Annotated in this window: 25 protein-coding genes; 6 read left to right on the top strand and 19 right to left on the bottom strand. The window is 69.6% G+C overall.

Features of this window, described 5'->3' with window-relative positions; translation table 11 throughout:
- Positions 1-66 precede the first annotated feature (66 nt).
- The 3 genes from ACYVIH_RS05130 to ACYVIH_RS05120 all read left to right on the top strand — a co-directional run bounded on the left by ACYVIH_RS05130 (position 67) and on the right by ACYVIH_RS05120 (position 4,519).
- Entirely contained in the window at positions 67-693 is a 627-nt protein-coding gene (locus ACYVIH_RS05130; protein WP_460866715.1) for a hypothetical protein, read from the top strand.
- Positions 693-3,632: a hypothetical protein gene (locus ACYVIH_RS05125; RefSeq protein WP_460866713.1), complete on the top strand. Its 2,940-nt coding sequence runs from the start codon at positions 693-695 to the stop codon at positions 3,630-3,632. Before ACYVIH_RS05130 ends, ACYVIH_RS05125 begins: the two co-directional genes overlap by 1 nt.
- Positions 3,633-3,754: 122 nt before the next feature.
- Entirely contained in the window at positions 3,755-4,519 is a 765-nt protein-coding gene (locus tag ACYVIH_RS05120; protein WP_460866711.1) for a hypothetical protein, read from the top strand.
- Between the two features lie 100 nt (positions 4,520-4,619).
- On the opposite strand, the gene ACYVIH_RS05115 is transcribed toward ACYVIH_RS05120, so the two are convergent.
- The 19 genes from ACYVIH_RS05115 to ACYVIH_RS05025 all read right to left on the bottom strand — a co-directional run bounded on the left by ACYVIH_RS05115 (position 4,620) and on the right by ACYVIH_RS05025 (position 19,904).
- A complete protein-coding gene (locus ACYVIH_RS05115) occupies positions 4,620-5,264 on the bottom strand; it encodes a hypothetical protein (protein ID WP_460866709.1) in 645 nt (214 codons plus the stop codon).
- Positions 5,265-5,284: 20 nt separating this feature from the next.
- On the bottom strand, positions 5,285-8,296 hold the full coding sequence (locus ACYVIH_RS05110; RefSeq protein ID WP_460866707.1) for a peptidoglycan DD-metalloendopeptidase family protein: 3,012 nt from the start codon (positions 8,294-8,296) through the stop codon (positions 5,285-5,287).
- Between the two features lie 38 nt (positions 8,297-8,334).
- Entirely contained in the window at positions 8,335-8,949 is a 615-nt protein-coding gene (locus tag ACYVIH_RS05105; RefSeq protein WP_460866705.1) for a hypothetical protein, read from the bottom strand.
- A gap of 212 nt (positions 8,950-9,161) precedes the next feature.
- Positions 9,162-9,623, bottom strand: coding sequence for a single-stranded DNA-binding protein (locus ACYVIH_RS05100; protein WP_460866703.1), 462 nt, complete (start codon positions 9,621-9,623; stop codon positions 9,162-9,164).
- 168 nt (positions 9,624-9,791) lie between these two features.
- On the bottom strand, positions 9,792-10,055 hold the full coding sequence (locus tag ACYVIH_RS05095) for a hypothetical protein (protein WP_460866700.1): 264 nt from the start codon (positions 10,053-10,055) through the stop codon (positions 9,792-9,794).
- A gap of 82 nt (positions 10,056-10,137) precedes the next feature.
- Entirely contained in the window at positions 10,138-10,416 is a 279-nt protein-coding gene (locus ACYVIH_RS05090; protein ID WP_460866697.1) for a hypothetical protein, read from the bottom strand.
- The gene (locus ACYVIH_RS05085; protein ID WP_460866696.1) at positions 10,413-10,805 is read right to left on the bottom strand and encodes a hypothetical protein; all 393 of its coding nucleotides are present in this window, start codon (positions 10,803-10,805) and stop codon (positions 10,413-10,415) included. Before ACYVIH_RS05085 ends, ACYVIH_RS05090 begins: the two co-directional genes overlap by 4 nt.
- Before the next feature lie 45 nt (positions 10,806-10,850).
- Positions 10,851-11,099 (bottom strand): DUF7455 domain-containing protein, encoded by a 249-nt coding sequence (locus tag ACYVIH_RS05080; RefSeq protein ID WP_460866694.1) that lies wholly within the window; start codon positions 11,097-11,099, stop codon positions 10,851-10,853.
- A 40-nt stretch (positions 11,100-11,139) separates the two neighbouring features.
- The gene (locus ACYVIH_RS05075; RefSeq protein WP_460866691.1) at positions 11,140-11,598 is read right to left on the bottom strand and encodes a hypothetical protein; all 459 of its coding nucleotides are present in this window, start codon (positions 11,596-11,598) and stop codon (positions 11,140-11,142) included.
- A 235-nt stretch (positions 11,599-11,833) separates the two neighbouring features.
- Positions 11,834-12,352, bottom strand: coding sequence for a hypothetical protein (locus tag ACYVIH_RS05070; RefSeq protein WP_460866690.1), 519 nt, complete (start codon positions 12,350-12,352; stop codon positions 11,834-11,836).
- A gap of 2 nt (positions 12,353-12,354) precedes the next feature.
- A complete protein-coding gene (locus ACYVIH_RS05065; RefSeq protein WP_460866688.1) occupies positions 12,355-12,594 on the bottom strand; it encodes a hypothetical protein in 240 nt (79 codons plus the stop codon).
- A 53-nt stretch (positions 12,595-12,647) separates the two neighbouring features.
- A complete protein-coding gene (locus ACYVIH_RS05060) occupies positions 12,648-12,989 on the bottom strand; it encodes a hypothetical protein (RefSeq protein ID WP_460866686.1) in 342 nt (113 codons plus the stop codon).
- Positions 12,986-13,333 carry a hypothetical protein gene (locus tag ACYVIH_RS05055; protein ID WP_460866684.1) on the bottom strand — a complete coding sequence of 116 codons (348 nt, stop codon included), beginning with the start codon at positions 13,331-13,333 and terminating at the stop codon, positions 12,986-12,988. Before ACYVIH_RS05055 ends, ACYVIH_RS05060 begins: the two co-directional genes overlap by 4 nt.
- 66 nt (positions 13,334-13,399) lie before the next feature.
- Positions 13,400-13,555 (bottom strand): hypothetical protein, encoded by a 156-nt coding sequence (locus ACYVIH_RS05050; RefSeq protein ID WP_460866682.1) that lies wholly within the window; start codon positions 13,553-13,555, stop codon positions 13,400-13,402.
- A 159-nt stretch (positions 13,556-13,714) separates the two neighbouring features.
- Complete coding sequence (locus ACYVIH_RS05045) at positions 13,715-14,158, bottom strand: hypothetical protein (protein WP_460866680.1); 444 nt, start codon at positions 14,156-14,158, stop codon at positions 13,715-13,717.
- Positions 14,155-14,679 (bottom strand): hypothetical protein, encoded by a 525-nt coding sequence (locus tag ACYVIH_RS05040; RefSeq protein ID WP_460866678.1) that lies wholly within the window; start codon positions 14,677-14,679, stop codon positions 14,155-14,157. The genes ACYVIH_RS05045 and ACYVIH_RS05040 overlap by 4 nt, the downstream gene beginning before the upstream one ends.
- Positions 14,676-14,972, bottom strand: a complete 297-nt coding sequence (locus tag ACYVIH_RS05035) for a hypothetical protein (protein ID WP_460866676.1) — start codon at positions 14,970-14,972, stop codon at positions 14,676-14,678. Before ACYVIH_RS05035 ends, ACYVIH_RS05040 begins: the two co-directional genes overlap by 4 nt.
- A complete protein-coding gene (locus tag ACYVIH_RS05030; RefSeq protein WP_460866673.1) occupies positions 14,972-15,586 on the bottom strand; it encodes an exonuclease domain-containing protein in 615 nt (204 codons plus the stop codon). Before ACYVIH_RS05030 ends, ACYVIH_RS05035 begins: the two co-directional genes overlap by 1 nt.
- Before the next feature lie 10 nt (positions 15,587-15,596).
- On the bottom strand, positions 15,597-19,904 hold the full coding sequence (locus tag ACYVIH_RS05025; RefSeq protein WP_460866671.1) for a DNA polymerase III subunit alpha: 4,308 nt from the start codon (positions 19,902-19,904) through the stop codon (positions 15,597-15,599).
- 192 nt (positions 19,905-20,096) lie between these two features.
- Between ACYVIH_RS05025 and ACYVIH_RS05020 the strand changes: the two genes are divergently transcribed.
- The 3 genes from ACYVIH_RS05020 to ACYVIH_RS05010 are packed head-to-tail and all read left to right on the top strand — an operon-like array spanning position 20,097 to position 21,332.
- Positions 20,097-20,699 (top strand): recombinase family protein, encoded by a 603-nt coding sequence (locus ACYVIH_RS05020; protein WP_460866669.1) that lies wholly within the window; start codon positions 20,097-20,099, stop codon positions 20,697-20,699.
- Positions 20,700-20,757: 58 nt separating this feature from the next.
- Positions 20,758-21,030: a hypothetical protein gene (locus ACYVIH_RS05015; protein WP_460866666.1), complete on the top strand. Its 273-nt coding sequence runs from the start codon at positions 20,758-20,760 to the stop codon at positions 21,028-21,030.
- Positions 21,027-21,332, top strand: a complete 306-nt coding sequence (locus ACYVIH_RS05010) for a hypothetical protein (RefSeq protein WP_460866663.1) — start codon at positions 21,027-21,029, stop codon at positions 21,330-21,332. Before ACYVIH_RS05015 ends, ACYVIH_RS05010 begins: the two co-directional genes overlap by 4 nt.
- Positions 21,333-21,337 lie beyond the last annotated feature (5 nt).

Here is a 21,337-nt window from a genome sequence, read left to right as displayed (position 1 = left end):
GAGGAAGCCGTGCCGGAACCGGCTGACCTAACCACCCGCAACCGCAGCCACCACCGGTGAGGGGACATGCACTCTCTCTACACGTTGACGCCGTTGACCGGACGCGAGGCGTCCGCCAACCGCACCGTCGTCATCGGAACCGTCGAGTTCAACTGGCGCGTCTGGATGATCCTGGTCTGGACCGCGCCGGTCGCACTCCTGGCGACCGTGACCGCCTGGCCGCTGATCGGCCAGTACGCGATCATCATGCTCCCCCTCGTCGAGGGCGCCGCGCTGTGGCTGATCCATCGCCGCACCAGCACCGGGCTGCGGCTGCGCACCTACCAGGCGATCAACGACAAGCGTCGCTCGAACCTGAACCAGTTCTTCCTCTGCGGGCACAAGATCGACCTGAGCGAGGACGGCTTCCGCGTCCTGATGCGCAACACCGCCCCCGTCCAGCCGAGCCGCGGTCGCGCCTCCGGTCGACACCGGGTCGAGGAGCCGCACACCGGCCGCGCCGATACCGCCGATACCGCGGCCGTTCGCCCGGCACCGGACCACGCCGACAGCCTGGTCGACAGCCCGGTGAAGACCACCAGCCCCGTGCTCGGGGCCGTTCCTGTCGACGAGGCGGCCGCCTGGTTCGACCTCGACGAGCAAACCTCGACCGGCCGCGCTCTCGCCACCGTTCCTACCCGGAAGGCCTGCTGATGGCCCGCACACTGCCCCCTCGGGTCTCCGCAGCGCTGGCTGCCGCACTCGCCTTCCTCGTGGTCACCCTGGCCGCGTCACCGGCCGCCGCCTCGATGGTGCAGACGAACGAACACGTCACCGGGCCACAGTCGAGCCCGTCGTACATGAGGGTCGCCGAGGGCGACGGCTCCTACAACGGATCACGCGGGGTCTGCTCGGCTCAGGCGATCAACCTCGACACCTCCTCGCTGCCGGTCAACCGGTGGAGCGAGAGCATGCAGTTCCACTCGCGGCTGAAGGCATCCGACTGGATGACCTCAGCCGCCGGGATCCAGCGCAAGGGCATCCTGGAGGCGCAACTGGCTGTCGGCAACACCATCTGGGCCTCCGCCGCGGGCATGGTCGAGTTCGCCACCGCGTTCTGTGTCCTCGACACCGTCGGCGGCAAGGTCGACCGGACCGCCGCGAAGATCGGCAACGCGCTGATGTCCTCGGGGATCATGGTCGGGATCGTCGCGTTCACCGTCATCGTCTACATGTGGCGCATCGGCCGCGGCACCGGCGGCGGCCTGTCGAAGACGCTGGTCCAGAAGGGCCTCGTGATCGGCCTGTTCGGGGTGATGCTCGCCGGGGCGGCAAACTCCACCGGCGGCGGAATCGGCGGGTCCACGGCGGCGTACAACCCGGGAGTCGGGTCACCCGGATGGGTCATCGTCACCGTTGACCAGACCGTCTCGTCTCTGGCCGGGACCGTCGCGTCCTCCATCGAGTTCACCCAGGTCTCCGGGGCCGACACGGTCGGCGAGGGTGGCCCGATGTCGTGCCGCCGCTACGTCAAGGCGCTGAAGAACGACTACAAGCAGGCCTACGGCAAGACGATCTACGAAGAGGCCGCGAACACCCCACTGCTGCTGTCGTCGATGTGGGAGCAGACCGGCCTGGAGGCGTGGAAGAAGGCCCAGTTCGGTCAGGACAACGAGTACGGCGACTGGATGTACTGCCGTCTGCTGGAGGAGTACGCCGGACAGTCCGGCGTCGACCAGATCGACGTGATGCGCACCGTCCCTGCGCTGGCCAACTCCGGGTTCGACTTCGACAAGGCCGAACGCGCCCTGGCGTTCACCTCCTCCTCCAGCATCAAGAAGCGCGACCGGGGGCTCGTCGGCTGGGCCGCCTGCGACTGGCAGGCCGGGAAGGCGGTCCTGCGTGACGAGTCCGTCACCAAGCACGCCGCCGATGCCGACTGCAAGACCTTCTTCGGCCAGGACGGCACCGACGTCCTCGACTACGACGCCGACGCCTTCGACTGGGACGACTCCGACGACGACCTGGACCAGGCAGACGCCGCCGAGGCCAAGGACTTCCTCCTCACCCTGCACGGCAACAAGAACGCCGGTGGGCTGGTGTCGATGTTCATCTACAGCATCTCCGCAGCGATGATGTGGCTGGTGTTCGGCCTCTTCGCCGGGGCGATCATCGTGGCCAAGGTGGCAGCCCTGGTGATGATGCTGCTCGTCTTCTTCGCGCTCACCGCGGCGTTGCTACCCAACTCCAGCGTCGGCAAGGTCGGCGACTACCTGAAGCAGTACGTCGGGATCTCGCTGTTCTCCTTCGGGGCGCAGTTCCTGCTCGCCATCCTGTCGCTGTTCACCTGGATTCTCGTCGACGCGGGCACTACCACGATGCCCGGTGGGGCCGGGGGTCTCATGTCGATGCTGTGGACCGGGTTCGCGCCGCTGATCGCGCTGCTGGTGATGCACCTGGGCTTCAAGAAGATGCGGATGCCCTCCCCGATCTCGGTCTCCTCCGGCCTCGGCTGGGGTAAGGCGATGGCCGGGGGAGCCGCAGCCGGTGCAGCCGGTGGGGGCGTGGCCTCCCTGATGAACCGCGGCCAGGAGAAGGCCAAGCAGGCCGTCAAGGCCCGCAGCCAGCAGGCGCTCGATGCCCACCGTCCGGGCGGGAAGGGGCGGATCAACAAGCAGGCCCCCAAGGACACCCAGCCGACCGCCGACCAGTCTCCGGCCCCCACCCGAGCACCAGGTGGCCGCGGAGCCGAGGAGCCCGCAACCAGCACCGAACCCACGACCAGTGGCGCGGGGGCCCCGGACCAGGGCGGCGCCGAGGCGGACTCGACCGCTACGGCCGCAGCAGGGACCGGAGCGCCCAGCGAGCGCCCAGCGCAGGCCAGCACCCCGCGCCGCCCTGACCTGGACCCGATGGACGAGGCCGAGGCCGCCCGGCAGGCCCGCTCGGAGCGGAAGGCGGCTGCCCAGTGGGCGAGGACCCCGGAGGGCAGTGAGGCCGTCGAAGCGGCCCGCACGCGACGCGAGGACGCTCAGCCGACCCGGCGGGAGCGTGCCCGGGACCGGTACGCGGTCGCCTCGGAGCAGTTCCGGCAGAAGCCGCTCCAGACGACCAAGTCGGGCGCGAGCGCTGCCGCCAAGCACGCGAAGCCCGCAGTGAAGACCGCGGCGGTCGTCGGCCTCGGTGCGGTCACCCTCGGCCCGCTCGGTGCGGGTCTGGCCTATGGCGGCTGGAAGGCAGCGCAGGCAGCGAACCGGCGGAGCGCGGCCTCCCGCGCGACCGAGGCAGAGGCCTACGCCGAGCACATGAGTCAGCAGCGGGCGCAGCAGGCACAGCAGGAGTCTGAGCAGCAGTCGCAAGCCAACGGCGACGTGTACGCGCCGACCCAGGACGCCGCCGACCCGGAGGTCGGCCAGCCCGCCGGGGATCGTCCGTCCGCCCGGCGATCGCAGCCGGTCTACCGGGGCTACCCGGACGCCGACGGTGCCGGAGACGGATGGAGCGCGCTCGACACTGCCGGGCAGAAGACATGGATCGCAGACCAGCCCGAGCCGGTCGGTGCGGGTCCCCGTCCGGCGCAGCAGCAGCAGCAGCAGACGTCGACCCCGCGCACCTCTGGGGCAGACAGCCACGGATCTGCGCCCCAGATCTGATACGAGGACCACGAGGAGTCGAGGAGCAGACATGACGGGCCACGGACCGGGCCGAAGTTACGATTTCGGACATGGACACCACCAGCACGTCAACGACCCGATGCCCCACCTGCGGGGGACCGATGAGTGAGCAGCCGCGTCAGCCCTCGGGCACTCCTTCCGGTGGCCAGTTCGGGACCGTTCAGCGTCCCGAGGCGAACGTGTCCCTGGTGCCTCTCGACGGGGACTACTACTACCCGCCGCTGCTGCGCACCCCGGACCAGATCGTCCAGTTCTGGAGCGTCGTCGACCTGCCCGATGAGGCCCTCGCGGCGTGCGAGGAGACCTACACCGGTTCCAGGGACAAGCGGATCGAGCAGATGCCGTCGATCCTGTGGAACACCCACGGCGGCTGGGACTGGTACTTCCAGAACCCGCCGGTGGACTCCGATGACGCCGCGGCAGTGGCCGACCGAGAAGGGCGCCACCACGCGGCCCAGGTCGAGTTCGAGGAGCGCATCCGCCGCGTCCTCGAACAGGGCCCGGAACGGCTACCGCGGATCGACGTACGCCCCACCGTCCGTGCGCTGGCGATGTACAACGCGGCGTTCGGCCTCGAAGACGGCGCCCAACGAGTCCACGTGTGGGACCACACGGTCGGCACCAGCGCAGGCCCCAAGACGGTGCGGCAGATCGCCGAGGAGACCGGACTCAGCGGCCTGTCGCGGCACTTCCTGGACCGCGACTACGTGAAGAAGCCGTCTGTGGACACCGAGCAGATCCGCGTCATGCTCACCGAGATGGAAGGACGTCTCAACGCCGAGCAGCGGGCGGCCCTGGAGAGGGAGATCGAAGAGGTCCGGGCACAACTGCACACCGTCGGGCAGATCGTCATTCAAAACACCTGAGCCCGACACGACGCGTGGCGGACTCCGATACGACAGTAGCCCCGGCCGGGATCTCCGGCCGGGGCTGTTCTGCCTCTCGTGGACTCGCCGCCCGCACGGCTCAGTGCTGGTGCGCGCCGCTTCCGTCGCCGACCGGGGTCAGGTTCTCCACCGCCCAGGACCGGATCTGCTTGCGCATGGTGACCGCGTACTCGATCGCGGTGTCGGTGTCCTCGCCTCCGATCGAGGTGGTGGCCTTCACCTCGATGGTGAACAGCGCAGATTCGGACGAGACCATCTCCAGCGACACGTCGCTCACCCGCGCGGTGGTGACCACCCGGTCTCGTCTGTAGGAGTCGGCGAGGGCCCCGACCGGAACCGCGTCCTGGAGGTCCACCATGTGTTCCTTGGCGACGTAGCGCTCCAGGTCCCGCAGGCGCTCGTCGGGGGAGTCGCGGTAGTCGTAGGAGGCGTACAGGCCGGTGAACTCCGCTGCCTCGGCGGCGACCTCCTCCAGGGTCGCCATGTCGACAGGAAGGTGCAGGTCGTAGCCCGTCGCGTCATCCGACGAGCCGGACGCGGGCGACGGCTGGACTGCCCCGTCGTGGCCCGACCCGGCCGAGGGGTTGGTCAGCGAGACCTGGGACCCGGTGCGCTCGCGGTCACCGGGGTCTTCTTGCGGTGCGCTGCTGGCGCAGCCCGCGGTGCTGACGAGCAGCAGCCCGACGGCCGCGACGGTGACGCTCTTGGCGGTGGTGTGGTTCATCGTGGTGTCCCTTCCCCGGGTTAGTCGGTGAGCCCGAACTGCCAGTGCCACGGCTCAGGCTTGGAGCCGCCCTGCTGCGCCCACGGTGGGAGGATCCAGCCGTAGACCCCGGCGTGCTCGACCATCCAGTTGTGCTCGGGCGTCCCGAAGACATTGATGTTGGCGCCCAGGTCGGCGGCCAGCGCCCAGCCGTGGTTGGAGGTGCCGGGCGTCGCGCAGAGACTGCCCTTCTCCAGTTGGCACTGCACCTGGTCCTCGTAGGGGCGGTAGCCGCCGACCGGTCCGATGTTCTTGCCGAACTCGGCCTGGAAGGCATCGTTGAGCCGCTCCAGGGACTGCGCGGCGTCGGCCCGGAGGTACGCACCGGGAGAGAAAGACAACTCCTGCAACTCCTCCAGCGGGATCTGCCCGTTCTGGTAGCCGCCCCAGGCGCCGTCTCCGGTCGGCGGCGGGAAGTTGCCCACGCCGCATCCGGCCGCGCCGGTGGAGACCGGGAACCCGGCGGTGGTCAAGAAGAGTGCCGGATCGACCACGGTGCCGTCCTGGAAGACCTGGAGGTGGAGGTGGGCACCGCTGGACAGCCCCATGTTGCCGACCGCGCCGATCAGGTCTCCTGCCTTGACCTGTTGGCCCACGGTGACGTTCATCGCCGACATGTGGCCGTAGCCGGAGGAGGTCGACTTGCCGTCGACGGTGCCGTGGTTGATCGTCACGTAGTTCGGGCCCGCCCAGTGACTGTCGGGGGTCCCAGCGGTCTCGACGACCCCGTCGCCGATCGCGTACACGGGGGTGCCCTCGGCGGCGCCGAAGTCGGTGCCGTCGTGCAACTTGTAGACGTGGAGGACGGGGTGCATGCGCATGCCGAAGGGGGAGGTGATCTCGTGTCCGGCGTCCAGCGGCCGTGTCCACGCCCCCGATGCCGGTCCACTGCCCACGTCGGTGCCGGGGTCGCTGTCTTCCTCGGGGGCCGGGTTGGTCGAGTCGGGCTCGGGTGTGCTGCCAGGGCCCGACTTCGCTCCGGCAGGGCCAGCCTCAGGTGATGCGGTGGGGGCGGCGGGGGCGCTCCGGTACTCCTCGGCCTTCGCCTTGATGTCGGCCAGGTAGGTCGTGCTGTTGTTGTAGGTCAGGATCGCCCTGTCGTAGTCGGCCGGGGCGCCCGATGCCTTCAAGTAGAACGCGGCCGCCATCGCGGAGTCGAAGATGTTGTCGGGGTCGATCTTGCCGTCGGCGTTGCCGTCCTTGGCCATCGCCTCCCACGTCTGGGGAAGGAACTGCAACGGACCGATGGCGCGCTCCCACTGCCTGTTCCCGTCGTAGCGGCCGTTGTCCCAGTCGGCGATCACTGACGTTCCCGGGGTGCTGCCGTCGAGGACCACACCGAGGATCTTGGGCCGGATGTCGCCGGTGGCCGACAAGGTGGCGCCGTTCGCGCTGCCGTGGCTGCCCTCGTGGAAGCCGATCGCGGCGATGACCGCCCAGTCGATGCCGCTGGCCTGGGCCGCCTTGTTGTAGGCGTCGAGGGCGACCTGGGGGATGCCCTCGATCGAGGAGGGGCCGCTGGTCGGGCCGGAGATCGCGCAGGAGTCCTGACCGCCGAGGTGCCAGGACCGGGCGGTGTCGAACACCCCGGCGGCGTTGGTCTCGGCCGCTTCGACCGGCAGGAGTTCCAGCGCCTTGGTGAACTGTTCCTGGGCGTCGTCGGCGTCGGCCTGCGCTTGCTCGTCGGCGGTGTCGATCACCAACTTGTGGCCGGACTCGTCGTCCTCAGCGATCACCACGCCCGCGTCCAGACTGGGTCCATCGGTCTCCTCGGCGAGGATCACAGCGAACAGTGCCGCCAGGAACTCGCTGGCCTGCTCGGTGTCGTAGAGGACCTCCGGCTCGGGCAGGTCGACGCCGTAGCGGGTCGAGGTGTCGCGGGCGGTCTGGTACTTGATCCCGAACGGGCCGATCGGCTCGTCGTCCTCGGCCATCTTGGACAGGTCGTCGGCGGGCGGGGCCTCGGTGCTGCCGTTGGCCGCGTGGGCGATGGCGGCCAGGAACTCCCAGTTCACGCCGCGGTTGGCCGAAGCCTCGTAGTAGGTGTTCACCAACGCCGGATCGACGCCAGCCTCCTCGGCCGCGTCGAGCGCCACCGCGGTGTCGTTGGCCTTGAACGATGCTGCGGCCCCGCCGCTGACCATCGACAGCAGGAGGAACAGTGCCATCGCGACCGCGACCGGGGGCAGGAGCGCGAGTCCGAGCATGAGACGTCGCCCGCGCTTGGACTTCAGTGCCCCGAGCGCGCCACCGACCGCGGCCCCGGCGGCGGTACCGGCCACAGGGACCGCAGAGCCGATCTTGGCACCGGCCTTGGCGCCCTTTGCTGTATCCCGCGCTGCTCCTGTGTAGGAGTGTTCACCCTCGCCCGGAATCAGCAGCGTGGAGTGGACGTCGCCGAGGCCGGAACGCTTGGCGGCAGTGCCCAAGGCGACGTTGGGGCGGCTGCGTGAGGTCTTCCTCGTCCCCGCTGGCAGCGGAGTCGGGGCTGAGCCAGCACGGTTCTGCCGGGGGGCCGGTCGTGCGTCCTGGCCGGTCCCGGGTCCTGCGATGTCGGCGGCTCGGTGCCGCTGCGGCGGCCGGGCAGGGCGTGCCGGGGGAGCGGTGTCGCGGCCAGCATGACCGGTCTCTTCGCGGGCGGCTCCGGCGAGGTCGTGACCGACGCCGAGGGCCTCCTTGGCCGTGTGCATCCCGGTTGCTGCGAGTGCTCCGTTGACTGCGATCGTCTTCGGGCTGGTGGCGTCCTTCGCCGAGCGGGCGACCTTGGCCGCGTCGGCGGCGAGCGTGGTCTCGCGGTTCCCGGCCCGGTCGTAGCCCGTCGGCGGCGCTGGGTGCGCGGTGCCAGTCGGCTCGGGGGCGCTCCGGTGCGTGTGCGGGACGTCCAGCGGTGCGCCGGGATCGGGTGCAGCGGCCGCGTCATGGGGAAGGCGCTGCGCGGGCCGGGGCCGGTCGCCGGGCTCCCCGTGCTCGTCGCGGAGACTGTCTTCCCTCATACCCTGCAACATGCGGAGATCCAGCGGAACTGGCGGCGCTACTTCCTGGCCGCGTAAACGAACGAGGGGGACGCGGGCGGGAGCGGGGGCGTTCGGTCTCCGGCATGCACGTCCATGTGTGCCGGGAAGTAGCCGCGGCGGCGTCTGCCGAGCCGCCAGGTCTGCCAGAACGTGGGCACCTTGGCACCCTTGGAGGTGTTGTGCCGGGGGCACATGGCGACGAAGTTGCCCATGGTGGTGGCGCCGCCGAGAGTCCACGGGTACCAGTGGTCGCCGTGGGAGGCGGCAGCACGGCAGCGCAGAAACCACACCGTCTCGGCTTCGCAGCGGCCCCCGGCCCGGGCGAATCCCGTACGGCGCTGGTTGGCGGTGAACATCCGTTGCTGGTCCTTCTGCACTGGCCGCGGGATCGCGCGCGCAGCCACCCCGGCGAGCAGCGGGACGAGGACGAGGAGGGCCGCGACGCCTGCCGCCTTCGGGTTCTCCGCTGCCCACCACAGGATGGTCCAGAGTCCGTCGGCGACAGCGCGCACGAGGCCGGGTGCGTCCACGTCGGGCGCCGGGTGACCAGGCGGCGGGTCCGCGGCCGCGTTGGCGATCAGCGCCGCGGGAAGAATCCAGGCGACCAGAAGGAGAACGGCCTTGATGGGCACGGGTTCTCCTTCCGGTCGGCGAGGTTGGTCGGCGCCTAGGGGAGGTGCGCCTTCCGGGGCGGCAGGGAGGGACCGCCTCGGCACGCGACATGCGTAGCGGGGAACAAGAAAACTCCCGGCCCTCAGGGGTCCGGGAGTTTTCTCAGCCGGGTTCGGTGACCGGCGCTCGGAGGCAGCCTCGGCCGGTCACCGGCCCGTCGTGGGCGGTCGACTCAGAAGTCGTCGTCGTCGCCCGCAGCAGCAGCCGGGGCAGCCTTCTGCACGGCGGGCTTGGCAGTGGAGTTGCCGCCACCGTTGCCGCCGTTGGTGCTGGAGCCACCGCTGCTCTCGACCTTGCTGACCTTGGCGGTCGCCCAGCGCAGGTCGGGGCCGACCGCGGAGGCGATGAAGGACAGCATCGGGAGGTTCTTGTCCTCCCCGTCGATCTGGACCTCCTTGCTGTAGGAGTCGAACCGGCCGACGACGAGGACTCGCTGACCCTTGACCAGGGACGCGGCCATGTTCTCGCCGAGCGTGCCGAAGGCGGTCACGTTGACGAAGTGGGTCTTCTCGTTGTCGGTACCGCGCTCGCCCTCGTTCACCGCGACGGTGAAGGTGGCCCGCTTGTTGCCGTTGGCCGCGGTGCGCAACTCGGGGTCGCGAACCAGGTTGCCGACGAAGTGCGTGCTGTTCATGCACGTTCCTTCCAGGTAGTGCCCATGTGGGCTCTCGGTCGCCGTCCGCCATGATTGGCGGGGACGTCTACTCCTATGCCGATCGGTGGTGCACCGGCGGCGGAAACGGGCCGGGTGGCTCCGTGCCTTCTAGGTGTGCGGCAGAGCCGTGATGGCTCCCCGCTGTCATCACCTGCTGACTGGTCCCGTCGCTGCGAGTTCGCGGATGACACGTCGCCGCACCGAGTCGGTCACCTGGGTCACGTCCGCGCCCAGTCTCGCGGCGAAGATCTGGGTGAGCAGTTCCATCGACGTCAGGGTCGCCAGCAGCGCGGCGTTGAGGTCGGTGTGGGCGAGCAGGTTGCCGATCCCGTCGGCGTCGCGTCCGGTGTAGGCGTCGAAGAGGGCCAGTCCGGTCAGGATCTCGTCGAGGTGTTCGGCCCGAGTCGTCACTGTGATCTCACGTCTTTCTGGTGGGCGGTCCAGCCGGGTGCCGGTCCGTCGTGTGGGGTGCGCAGCGGACGCGCAGGGGAGGTCACGAAGCCGTGACCTCGGTCATCTGGGTGCATGGGCACGGCTGCCATCGCGCCCAGGCGTCGAGGGCCTCGAACCCGCAGGGGCCGCGACCGATGCCGACGAAACCGCGGTCGGGATCGAAGGAGCCGTGCATGCCGCACACGTGCCCGCACGTGCACGGCACCTTGTCGCGTTCGAGGTGAAGGTCGCAGCGGTCGGCGTACGGGGTGGCCCGGTCGGCCAGGGCGGTTTGGATCTGGTCGAGGCGGCTGGGCCGGGGCTCGATGTGCTCGGTCACGCGGCGGTTCGGTCGGGGATGACCTGCCGCGTCGGATCGGACGCGGCGGGGAATCCGAACGCCTCGGCTATCCGGGTCTCCTGGCGCTCTGCGATCTGCCGGAGCGCGGCGTTGTGTCCGTTCCACCAGGTCGGAGCGGTGTGGTCCCCGGTTGCCGGGTCGGCCTTGGTCGCCTGGGCGCGGCAGTAGGAGGCGATCTCGCTAGCCTGCACGCGGCGGCCCTCGGCGTAGGCGGCGGCCACCAAGTCGCTGACCTCGGCGGAAGCCAGCGCAGCGGCGATGAACTGCGTTCGAGCCTGCGGCTCGACCAGGTCACCGCGGACAAGGGCGAACTCGGCGACGAGGGCGTCCAGGGACCAGTCGGTGTAGCGGTCGGTCGGGTCGGTCATGACGGTCCCTATGCCGCCAGTGGGCGGCGCAGCGGTCATCGCCGGTTACTCGCCGTTCTTGTAGGCGGTGTTCGCCTCGTACAGCCGGTGCGTCTCGTCCTGGACGACGAACGGGGAGAGTGCGAACCGGTGTGCGGCCGCGTGGTGGGCACACCACAGCAGCGGGCCGGGATCGTGCTCGGTGCGGACATAGGCCTGGGCGCCGCAACGATCGCATCGGTCCAGCGCGGTCAACGGAACCTGCTCGACGGGGGCGTCGACGGCGGGGGTCTGTGGTGCGAGCGTCTTGGTCATGGCCCGCAGGTGTGCGGCCGCGCGGGGTTGTCTCCCCGGTTCAGGGGGCAGAAACGTCGACCGGTGCGTCCAGGCGCGAGGGCTCCTCACTGACGGGGTACTTGGTGGGTGAGCCGTAGTCGAGGGCGTAGATGATGGCCACGCACCCTGCGGCCCCCAGCCACGACCCGGGGCTGACTTGGTCCGCTCCCCGGAACAGGATCGTCCACGCGCCCATCAATCCGGTAAGCCCGGCGATGTACACCCCGCCGAACCATGCCCGGCGAGCACCGGCCAGGCGGAGCGCGAAGGAGAACAGCGGGACACTGATCGCGAGGGTGCCAACGGCCAGGAGCACGTCGGTGGCCGACACCGAGGCCTCGCCGGAGATCGCCAGCCAGGCGAACGGGTACGGGGCCGCGGCCAGTGTGACGGCTGAGACGACCTTCCCGACGAGCACGGCTTCGGCACGCCAGTCGACCTCGGCGGCCCGGCGACGGATCTCTACCAGCCAGGTCATGCCGTGTACCTTCCTTCGGCCAGGCCGCGCAGGTAGGCGGTGCGGCGGCGCCCGCGGAATGTCTCGGAGGTCTGGCTGGCGGGCATCACCATCAGGCCCACCGCGTAGCCGAGGCGCTCGCTACGGAGGCAGAGCCGGTAGACCGCACCCCCGTAGAGCCAACCTCGCCCCGGTTCGGCCCGGTTGGAGGCAAAAATGCGAATCCAGGTGGTTCCCGGGACACGTCGGGTGAACATCACGTCACCGGTCCGGCGTCGTTGCGGATGGCCCGGGCAGCGATGTGCTCGGCCACGGCGACGAGGACGTTGCGGGCGTCAGAGGCGCTCAGGCCGGTGCGGCGACGGATCGCGGCGATCACCCCGACGTCGTCGAGCAGCCGCGAGGCGTCGGTGAACGAGCCGTGGTCGGGTTCGTCGGGCAGCAGGCCGGTCACGACCTCACCGACGTCGACCCAGCCCTCGCGGCTGCGGAACTCGGCCGCCTCGCCCTCGAACTCGCGGTGGTGGTCGAGGTCCTCGATCACCGTGTCGACCTTGGTGGACAGGCGCGCCTGCTCGGCACGGCGTCCGCGCTGTTCAGCGGCAGCGACGAGGTCTTCGAGCCAGCAGGAATCCAAAACCGTCCCGGCGAGCGCGTCGGCGCGCTCCTCGCGGTCGTTCGGCTGGTGCTGGTCGTATCCCGCGCCGACGAAGAACGGGGCGACGATGTTGTCGCGCAGCGACTCGCGCAGCGTGGACCGGTAGGTGTCGGGCATGGTCACTTCTCCTCGGTGCAGTCCGGACGGGTGCCGACGGCGTGCTCGGCGATGACCTGTTCGCGGAACGCGGTCAGCAGCGCGGCGACCGTGCTGCGGCAGTCGCAGTCCCCGGTGCGGGTGCCGTAGTCGTAGGTGTCGAACGAGTCGCAGCCGAAGTAGTGCAGGTCGGCCAGGCCGACGTTGCCGTCCGCGGGCGTGTCGGAGGAGAAGACCGGGATCCGCGGGGTCTGGTCGGACATGGCCCTCATGTGTGCGGCGGCGTACCGGGCGCTCCCCGCCACCGGGACCTCGGTCACTGGCCGCCGATGGCGCGCCGGTGGTCGTCCCACTTTTGGCGGGCCTCGGCGTCACGGTCACGCAGCAGGCCGAGCACGTCCTCGCGGACCCCGGGTAGGTCGCTGACGAGGGCGTAGGTCTCGTAGGCGTCGATGTGCTTGCCGTGCAGGATCCCGTTGCGGACCTGCTCGTCGAACCAGTCCGAGGCGACGACGTAGTGGGCGAGGAGCGGGGCGAGACCGGCTGCACGCTCCTCGCTGATGAGGGCCTCGGCCAGGAACGGTTCCAGTGCCGAGGCGAGGCGGTCGGCGGCGACCTGCTCGTTGGGGAACAGGCTGCGGGGGCGGTCGTCGGTCACGCGGTCACGCTCCGGTGCGTGTCGAGGTCGTAGGGGTAGGTGGCGCATGGGCCCAAGACGCTGGTGAAGCAGTCGCAGCACAGGTAGGCGGTGAGCGGGTGGAAGGTGTCCGGGCCGGAAGTCTCGGCGATGTTGTGCGCGGCCGGGGCCCCGCAACGGCAGGTCTCTTCGAGCGCGTACGGAGGAATCGAGTGGCGTGCCCAGTCGACGTCCACGCGGCGTTCGGTTCCGGGTCTGGGTGGCTCGTGGTCGCCGTCATGGCCCGCCGGGGCGTAGCAGACCGCGGAGGTGGGTACGACGAAGAGGGCAGCGCAACGCGGGCCGCTTCGTCCGGGGGTGCTCATGCCCGACCTATGCCGAGCAAGAAGCCACCGGCGGCACGACGGCAGCCGGTGGCTTCTAGGGCCGGGTCAGGCGGCCTGGGAGAGCGGGGCGAAGCGGATCGCCTCCGCCGCGCTCTCCCAGGCGAGAGCCTCGGCCACGGAGACCTCGCGGCGGTCGGACAGGAAAGAGATGAGGGCGCCCGGCTCGGTGGCGGTCTCGGTGATGGTGGTGCTCTGAGCCATGTCTGTTCTCCCTTGTGGTGGTGCCACTGACAGTGGTGTGCCAGTGAGGTACGCGGGCCTGAGTCGCGGTGACAACGGGCTTCGCCGGATCGGTCGACCAGGATGTGTACGGCGGCGGAGCGTTCTCTCCCCGCGGCGCGAGGAGTCTCCTGGCGCGGCTCAGGTGGCGGTCCGGCGCCGTGCCGGGGCCAAGCGCAGGTAGGCCGTTGCGTGCAGCCAGCCGACCGCCACCAGCGGGGAGGGCTCGCCGTTGCGGCGCAGCCTCACGTTCACCCGTGGTCGGAGTCGGGTCGACGATCCAGTGGCCAGGCCCAGGTAGGCGGTGCCGAGCCAGGTCTGGCGCTTCCAGGCCCGGTGCCGGTCCCCGTCGTGGGCGGGGTTGGACAGTTTCGGTGCGAAGTGTGCGACGACCCGGTCCTCGAAGGACCGTTGAGCGTTAGCGTAGTTCTCGTCCGCGGTCTGGCGGTCGCGCCAGGTGACGCGGCCGGTGATCGTGTCGCCGTCGGGGCTGGTGTAGATCGAGATGAGCAGGAGCCCGTCGTTGGAGACGGTGTGCTCGACGGTGCCGCCGAGGGCGTGGCCGAGCAGCGCGCCGGTGCTCACGCCGCTACCTGGGGCTGCTTGTCGCGGCACTGCTCGTGCGGGTCGGTGTCGACGACCCACTCGCCGCAGCCGCAGACGAACCCGAGTTCCATCTGGAGCGGGTCCATCTCGTACTCGATGGTGCCGGTGCCCTGGCAGACGTCGCAGTCCTCGACCCGGGCGAACGGGCTCGCAGACGTCGGCTTGGCCTTGCGGCCCTGCGGCTCGACGACGCGCGCGCCGACGTAGCGCGGCATCACGTAGATCTTGCAGCCGTTGCGGGTCTGGGCCAGCCGGGCGATGTCGCCGACCATGTGCAGGACCGACAGGACGCCGGAGGCCGTGCCGTGGTGCCAGCCGGTCGCGGCGCACACTTCCGCCACGGTGAGCCCGTCGGTCCTGGCGGCGGTGAGCCGGGTCCGGGTCTCGTCCTGCCGCGAGGCGGTCTTGCCGGACCGGTCGGCGTTGCGGGCGCGGGTCTTCGACGTCGAGGTCCCCGAGTGGCCGGACGTGCCGCCGTAGGGGAGTGCCACGAGGCTCATCGGTCCGCCCCGTCCTTGTCGGAGGGAGAGTCGTCGAGGACCGCAGCGACCGCCTCGTTCGCTTCGACCTCGATGTCGTCGAGGTAGTCGGCGACGTCGCGCAGGAACGCGGCCAGATCGGCTGCGCTCTGCGGGATCCCGCCGCCGGTGTCGACGGTCAGCCGTATCCCGTCCTCGGCGTCGGTCTGGTCGGGGCGGACCTGGAGCAGCGCGAACGGGTCCATCCCGAGGTAGGGCTGAATCAGGGTGACCGTGTCGCCCTCGTCGGGGCGCATCGTCAGTTCGATCTTCATCAGATGACTCCGGCCTGGCGGATCGCCTCGTAGGCGCGGAACATCTCGAAGAAGGACCGCAGTTCCTCGATGTGGCAGCGCACGTCGTCCATCGCCCGGTGGGTCTTGGACTGGTCGATGTCGGTGAGCAGCCGACCGGTGGCCTTCAGGTACGCCCGGCGCATCACCCCGGCGTCGCAGGTGGAGTAGAACAGAGCGTCGGCCAGCACCGGCATCTGGAACTTGATGAAGTTGTGGTCGTGGTGCCCCACGCCGGACCCGGCCAACTGCGGTTTCTGCTGCGGCTGCGGATGCTCGGCCATCAGCGCCAGGATCTTCTGCTCGACTTCGGCCAGGCTCGGGAGATCCGTGCCGTCGCGGAGCGCATCGAGGAGCCCGTTGCCGGAGTGCATGTCGCTCAGGTAGTCGTTCGCCTCGATCTTTGCGATGTCCTCGGGACTGGTGAGCACCGGGGTGTCGTACTCGAACAGGACATCGAGGTTCCGGTCGACGCCGACGACGGCGACCTCGACGATCGCGTCGGTCCGGGGGTCCAGGCCGGTGTTCTCGAAGTCGAGAACCAGGTACTCCAACTGCCGGGCCGGACCGGCCGCTGTGTCGGATTGCGTGCTCATCGGGTTCCTCTCACGCCGCGGTGACGGCGTCCTCGGGGTACTGCTCGACAGGCTCGGTGGCTGCTGCGGCGGCACCTGCGAAGGTGCGCGACCAGGCAGCCTCCTGAGTCGGCTCCCAGGTCTCCGATGCCTGGGCAGCCTGGATGTATGCGGCAACGGGGGCTTTGCTCCCCGCGATCACCACCCAGACCTCGTAACCGGCGCTGGACCGGCGGTCGGTGCATCCCGGGCACTGGCAGGCACAGGTCGTCGCGCCCTCAGGGACCTCGCATCCGTTGAGGCAGCCGCCCTGGCACCCGCCGCGGACCCGGTAGACGACGCCTTCGGCCTTGCCGAGCAGGTGCTCACGGGGTGGGGTCCGCAGCGCTGACATCACCCGGTCGGCCTCGTTGCGGGTCGCCATCGCGATGTGCTTGGGAAACGGCGTGCCGGACTCGTCGACGACGCTTGCGCGCACGAGGCGATCCAGCGAACTGGCGCGCAACAGGATCGTCCGGTTCTTGGGCCGCAGCGGCGTCGGTTCCACCGCGGCGCCCTCCTCATCCGCGAACCCAGGGACGTCGGGGAACGGGTCATCGGCGATGCGCGCGTCCTGCTCGGGCTCCGAGGTGCTCCTCGTCGACTTCCGGGCGGTCGCGGTCAGCGACTGCTCACGAGCCCGAGCGAGGTCGATCACCTGGGCCAGGTTGACCGGTTCGGCGACCGGCGCGGGCATCGACTTGTGGTCGTCGACGTCGATCACCCACACGGTGTTGGCGATCAACTCCACGCGCTCCTCGGTGCGTTCCTCGCCGTCCTCCTCGATCTCGACGAGCCGGACCTTGGCGCGCCCGGAGATGGCGACGATGTCGCCCACGTTGGGCACCTGTCCGCGCTTGCGCAGGCTGGAGAGCGAATCGGGCCAGATCACCCCGTCCATGACGGTGCGTGAACCCTCGATGGTGAAGTTGGCACGCTTTCCGTTCTTGCCCTGCTTCTCGGTCCAGCCGGTGAGCAGCCCGAGGGCGACCACCGGGCCGTTGCGACCGTTGCCGGAGCGGCCCACCGTGTGCAGGCTGACCGGCTTCGCCCCACGGGCGGTGAACGTCTCTCCGCGGAACAGGTCGTCCTCGGGGGTGACCCACTCCTTCAGGACGTCGCGGAACGTCTTCAACGGGTGCTCGCCGACCGAGAACCCGACCCGGACACGCTGCCGGGTCGCCTGCTCCAGCGCGCCCCACTCGGCAGCCGGGATGCCGAGGTCCGGGTTGGCCAGCAGCGCCCGCATCGCGAGGATGTGGCCCAGGCGCGGGCCGAGCGAGTCGCACGCGCCGGACTCGATGAGCCCCTCGATGGCGGTGGTGGAGATCTTCGACACCAGGTCGCCGTCACCGTTGGGGGTCTTCACCCGGGCGATCACGTCGGCCAGCGAGGTGAACTCGCCGTGCTGCTCGCGCTCGTGGACGATCCAGCGGCTGTTGGAGCCGACGTCGCGGATCTCCTTCATGCCGAGCCGGACCGCGGACGGGTCGACCGGGTCGGGCATCGAGTGGACCCCCGACTTGTTAACGTCCGGCGGCAGCACGGTGATGCCGTCCTGGGCGAGCGCGTCCAGCGCGGCCCGGCGCTTGTCGTCCTTGTCGGTCACGCTCAGGATCGCTGCGCCGTACTCGGTCGGCCAGTTCGCCTTCAGGTACGCGGTCACATAGGCCAGGTAGCCGTAGGCGGCCGAGTGGGCCTTGTTGAACAGGTACTTCGCGCTCGCGTTGAACGTCTCCCACAGCCGCTCCAGCGTCGCTGCCTTGAACGCGGGGGAGACCCGTCCGTCGGGCAGGTCGAAGGTGGTCTGCCCGCCGTCGAGGAAGATCGCCTTCAGCGCGTCGATCTCGGCCTGCTTCTTCTTGCTGACCGCCTTCCGCAGCCGGTTCTTCAGGCCCGCGTCGAAGCCTGCGATGTCCGCGGCCAGGATCATCAACTGCTCCTGGTAGGCGATCACCCCGTAGGTCTCGTCGAGAACTCCGGCGATGATCTCCTGCTCGGCACGGTCGTTGGTGAAGATCGAGTAGTCGACCTGCTCGCGGCCGTGCTTGCGGTCGGCGTAGCGGGTGTGCATGTTGGCACCCATCGGGCCGGGCCGGTACAGGGCCACCAGAGCCGACAGGTCAGCGAACGAGGTCGGGGCGATCGCCTCGCACAGTTCGGTGATGCCGGAGGACTCCAACTGGAAGATGCCCGCGGTCTTCCCGGCCCGCAGCAGCGCGAACGCCTTGTCCACGCGCGGGTCGCCCTGGGTGTCGGGGTCGGGTAGGGCGTCGGGGTCGACGACCTCGCCGGTGGTGTGGCGGATGTTGTCGCAGCACATGGAGACCACGTCGAGGTTGCGCAGCGCGAGCGCGTCCAACTTCAGCATCCCGAAGCCGTCGATGTCGACGCCGTCCCATAGCGCGATCTTGGTGTCGGAGTCGGCCTCGTCCTTGTCCTTGCCGCGCGGGTAGCGCATCGGGATCAGGGTGGGCAGCGGCTCATCGGAGATGATCACGCCAGCGGCGTGGATCGTCTCGCCCATCGACACGCCCTCGTAGAACTGTGCCAGGTCGAGCACCTCGGCGGCGTCGGGCTCGGATGCCGCGAACTCGCGGAACTCCGCGGCCTCCGGTGAGGTGGCGATCTGGGTGAAGGTGAACGGCTCGGCACCGTCCATCGGCACCATCTTCGTCAGCCGGTCGCCGAGAGCGGTCTTCTCTAGCAGTCGGGCGGCGTCCTTGATCGCACGCTTGGTCTTCGCCATCTGGAACGCGCCGATCCGGGCGACGTAGTCGGCGCCGTAGCGGGCGGCCAGGTACTCGTAGACCTCGCCGCGGCGCATGAACTCGAAGTCGACGTCGATGTCGGGCATGCCGACGCGCTCGGGGTCGAGGAACCTCTCGAACAGCAGCCCGTTGGCGATCGGCTCCACCATGACGATGTAGAGGCAGTAGGACACCGCCGAACCCGCGGCGGAGCCTCGTCCGGGGCCGACCAGGATCGGCTTCTTCTTCCCGGGCTCACCCTGCGGGTGCTCGGCGGTCGGGAGGCCGCGGTCCGAGCGTGCCCAGTCGAGCACGTCGTGGACGATGAGGAAGTAGTCGTCCAGGCCGAGCCCGGTGATGACGCTCTCCTCGAACGACAGTCGCTGCTTCAACTCCGCGCCGAACGGTGTCCCGTACCGGGCCTTGGCCCCGTCGACGACCAGGTGGTGCAGGTAGTACGCCGATGCGGTGCGGTAGGCCTTCTTGCCGACCTGGCGTGCGGGCTGCTCGACACCGAAGATGTCGGTGACCGTGGTCGGCGTGCCTGCCTCCCACTCGGCCACGTACTCGACGGGCACGGGGAACCTGGGCAGTCGCAGGTCCTTGACCGGAAGCACATCATCGTCGATGCGCTCGGCGATCCGTGCGGTCTCGGAGACCGCCTGCTGCCAGCGCTTGCCCGCGCGCAGGGCGCGCATCTCGGCCTCGGTGCGGAGGTGGTAGCCCTCGCCGTTGAACGTCCAGCGCTTCTCGTCGGAGAGCACCTTGCCGGTGGCCAGCGCGAGCAAGCCGGAGTGGGCGTGGCAGTGACTCGGCTCGGTGTAGTGGGCGTCGTTGGTGGCGACCAGCGGGATCCCGGCTTCGTCGGCCAGTTCCGCCATCACCTTCAGGTTCTGGGCCTCGACCTCCAGGCCGTGCTCCATGATCTCGACGTAGACGTTCTCCTGGCCCACGCAGCGGATCAGCCGCTGGATCGCTGCTGCCGCCTCGTCCCGGTCGCCCTGCGCCAAAGGACCGGCGACGGGACCGCCGAGACATCCGGTGAGCACGATCAGGCCCTCGCCGTACTGCTCCAGCAGCGCGTAGTCGATCCGCGGCTTGCCCCAGAAGGAGTCCTCGGCAGCGTTGACCATCGCGCTCAGGTTGCGCCACCCGGTCTCGTTGCGGACCAGGATCGTCAGGTGGTTGTAGGTGGAGCGCTTGTCACCGCCGTCGACCGCGTCGACCTTGGTAGAGGCGAACTGGGTGAAGCGCACCTGCGGGTCGAACGGGTCCAGTGCGGGGTTGCCGTCGGAGCCGTCGGGGACGAGCGCCATGTAGGCCTCGATGCCGAGGATTGGCTTGATGCCCTGCCTCTTGGCCTCCTTGTAGAACCGCCAGGCGCCAGCGGTCGACCCGTGGTCGGTCATCGCGATCGCGGGCTGGCCGTCGGCCACCGCGGACCCGACGAGATTGCGGACGGTGATCATCCCGTCCTGCTTGGAGTGCTCGGTGTGCACGTGCAGGTGGACGAACTCGGCCGGTGAGGCGTCGGTGGTCGAGGCGAACATGCTCGTCCTATGCCGGGGGCCGGGGGACCGGCGGACCCTGCTCGGCACCGTAGGTCCCGGAGCCGTCCCACAAGGACTTCCCGGGCGCGGCGCCCGAGTCTGTCCCGAAACTGCGCTGTGGGGGCAACATCTGTGTCTCATGGACCGTCTCAAAAGTACAGTCGCACATAGAGTCGAGAGGTAAACGAGACGATGCTCATCGGGTACACACGAGTTTCGACCGCAGATCAGGATCACGACCTGCAACGCCGGGCGCTCATCGAGCACGGAGTCGATGAGCGCTACATCTACGCCGACTCGGCCTCGGGATCCCTGTCGGCCGACAAGCGACCAGGACTCACCAGGGCGCTGGACGTGGCACGAGAGGGAGACACGGTCGTCGTGTGGCGCATCGACCGTCTCGGTCGGTCCATGATCGACGTGCTCAACACCGTGGAGGAACTCCAGAACCGCGGCGTCGGGGTCAGGTCGTTGCAGGACAACATTGACCCCTCGACCCCCACGGGACGGCTTCTGCTCGGCGTGTTCGTAACCCTCGCCCAGTACGAACGCGACCTCATCCGAGAGCGCATCAACGCTGGAATCGCGGCGGCGCGTGCAAGGGGAGTGAAGTTCGGCCGCCCCGCACCGGACCCGACCGAGGTACAGACCAAGGTGAAGATCGCGCGCAGGCTGATGGACGAGGACGACATGACGGCAGCCGAGGCAGCGCGGTTCGTCGGATGGTCCCGCTCTACGCTCTACCGGCACATGGCCACCTACCCGGCAGACGCGGAGACACTGGCGGCCGACTAGTGCATGGAGTGTCGGTCCGGTGCGGTCCACTGGAGCCAGACCGGTGAGAGGAAGACCAATGAGCCAGCGACCCGCCGACCCCGCCGAATGGCCCTACGCCGACCTGCACCTGGCGTGCCCGCACTGCCCGGTGTGCGGCTGGGCAGCGTCGATGATGATCGCACCCAACGTGCACCCGATGGCGTTCTGCGCCAACGACGACTGCCGGGTGTTCCAGTACGACCCGACCCAGCCCGCGGTGCAGGTGCTCCTCGGCGCCTCGGTGGTCGTCGAGGAGCAGCACGCCGACGGAACGATACTGTGGCGGGCCGTCGACGGGAGCGACCGGTGACCACCGAGGTGGTCGACACCGCCGTCCGGCCGCTGCGGGTCCAGGTTCTCTTCCGTGGGTCGGGCAGAGCCAGCGAGGTCCACGAGATGCTCGCCGTTCCCCGGGCGGAGGACGGGATGTGGCTCACCGACGGCTCCGACGGGCCCGCACTGGCGACCGTCGAGGAGGTCGTCTGGCTGATCGGGGACTCCCGCGCCGACGTCGCGGTGCACGTGAGCATTCCGGAGTGCCCGGTCCACCAGAGTGTGGGTGCCGGGTTCGGGGGAGCCGACGTCGCAGAGCCGCACGCGGAGGGCTCATGACGCAT

The organism is Nocardioides pakistanensis, assembly GCF_054781215.1.
Note: the sequence above shows the minus strand (reverse complement) of the source record. Positions and strands in the feature narration are given on the sequence as shown.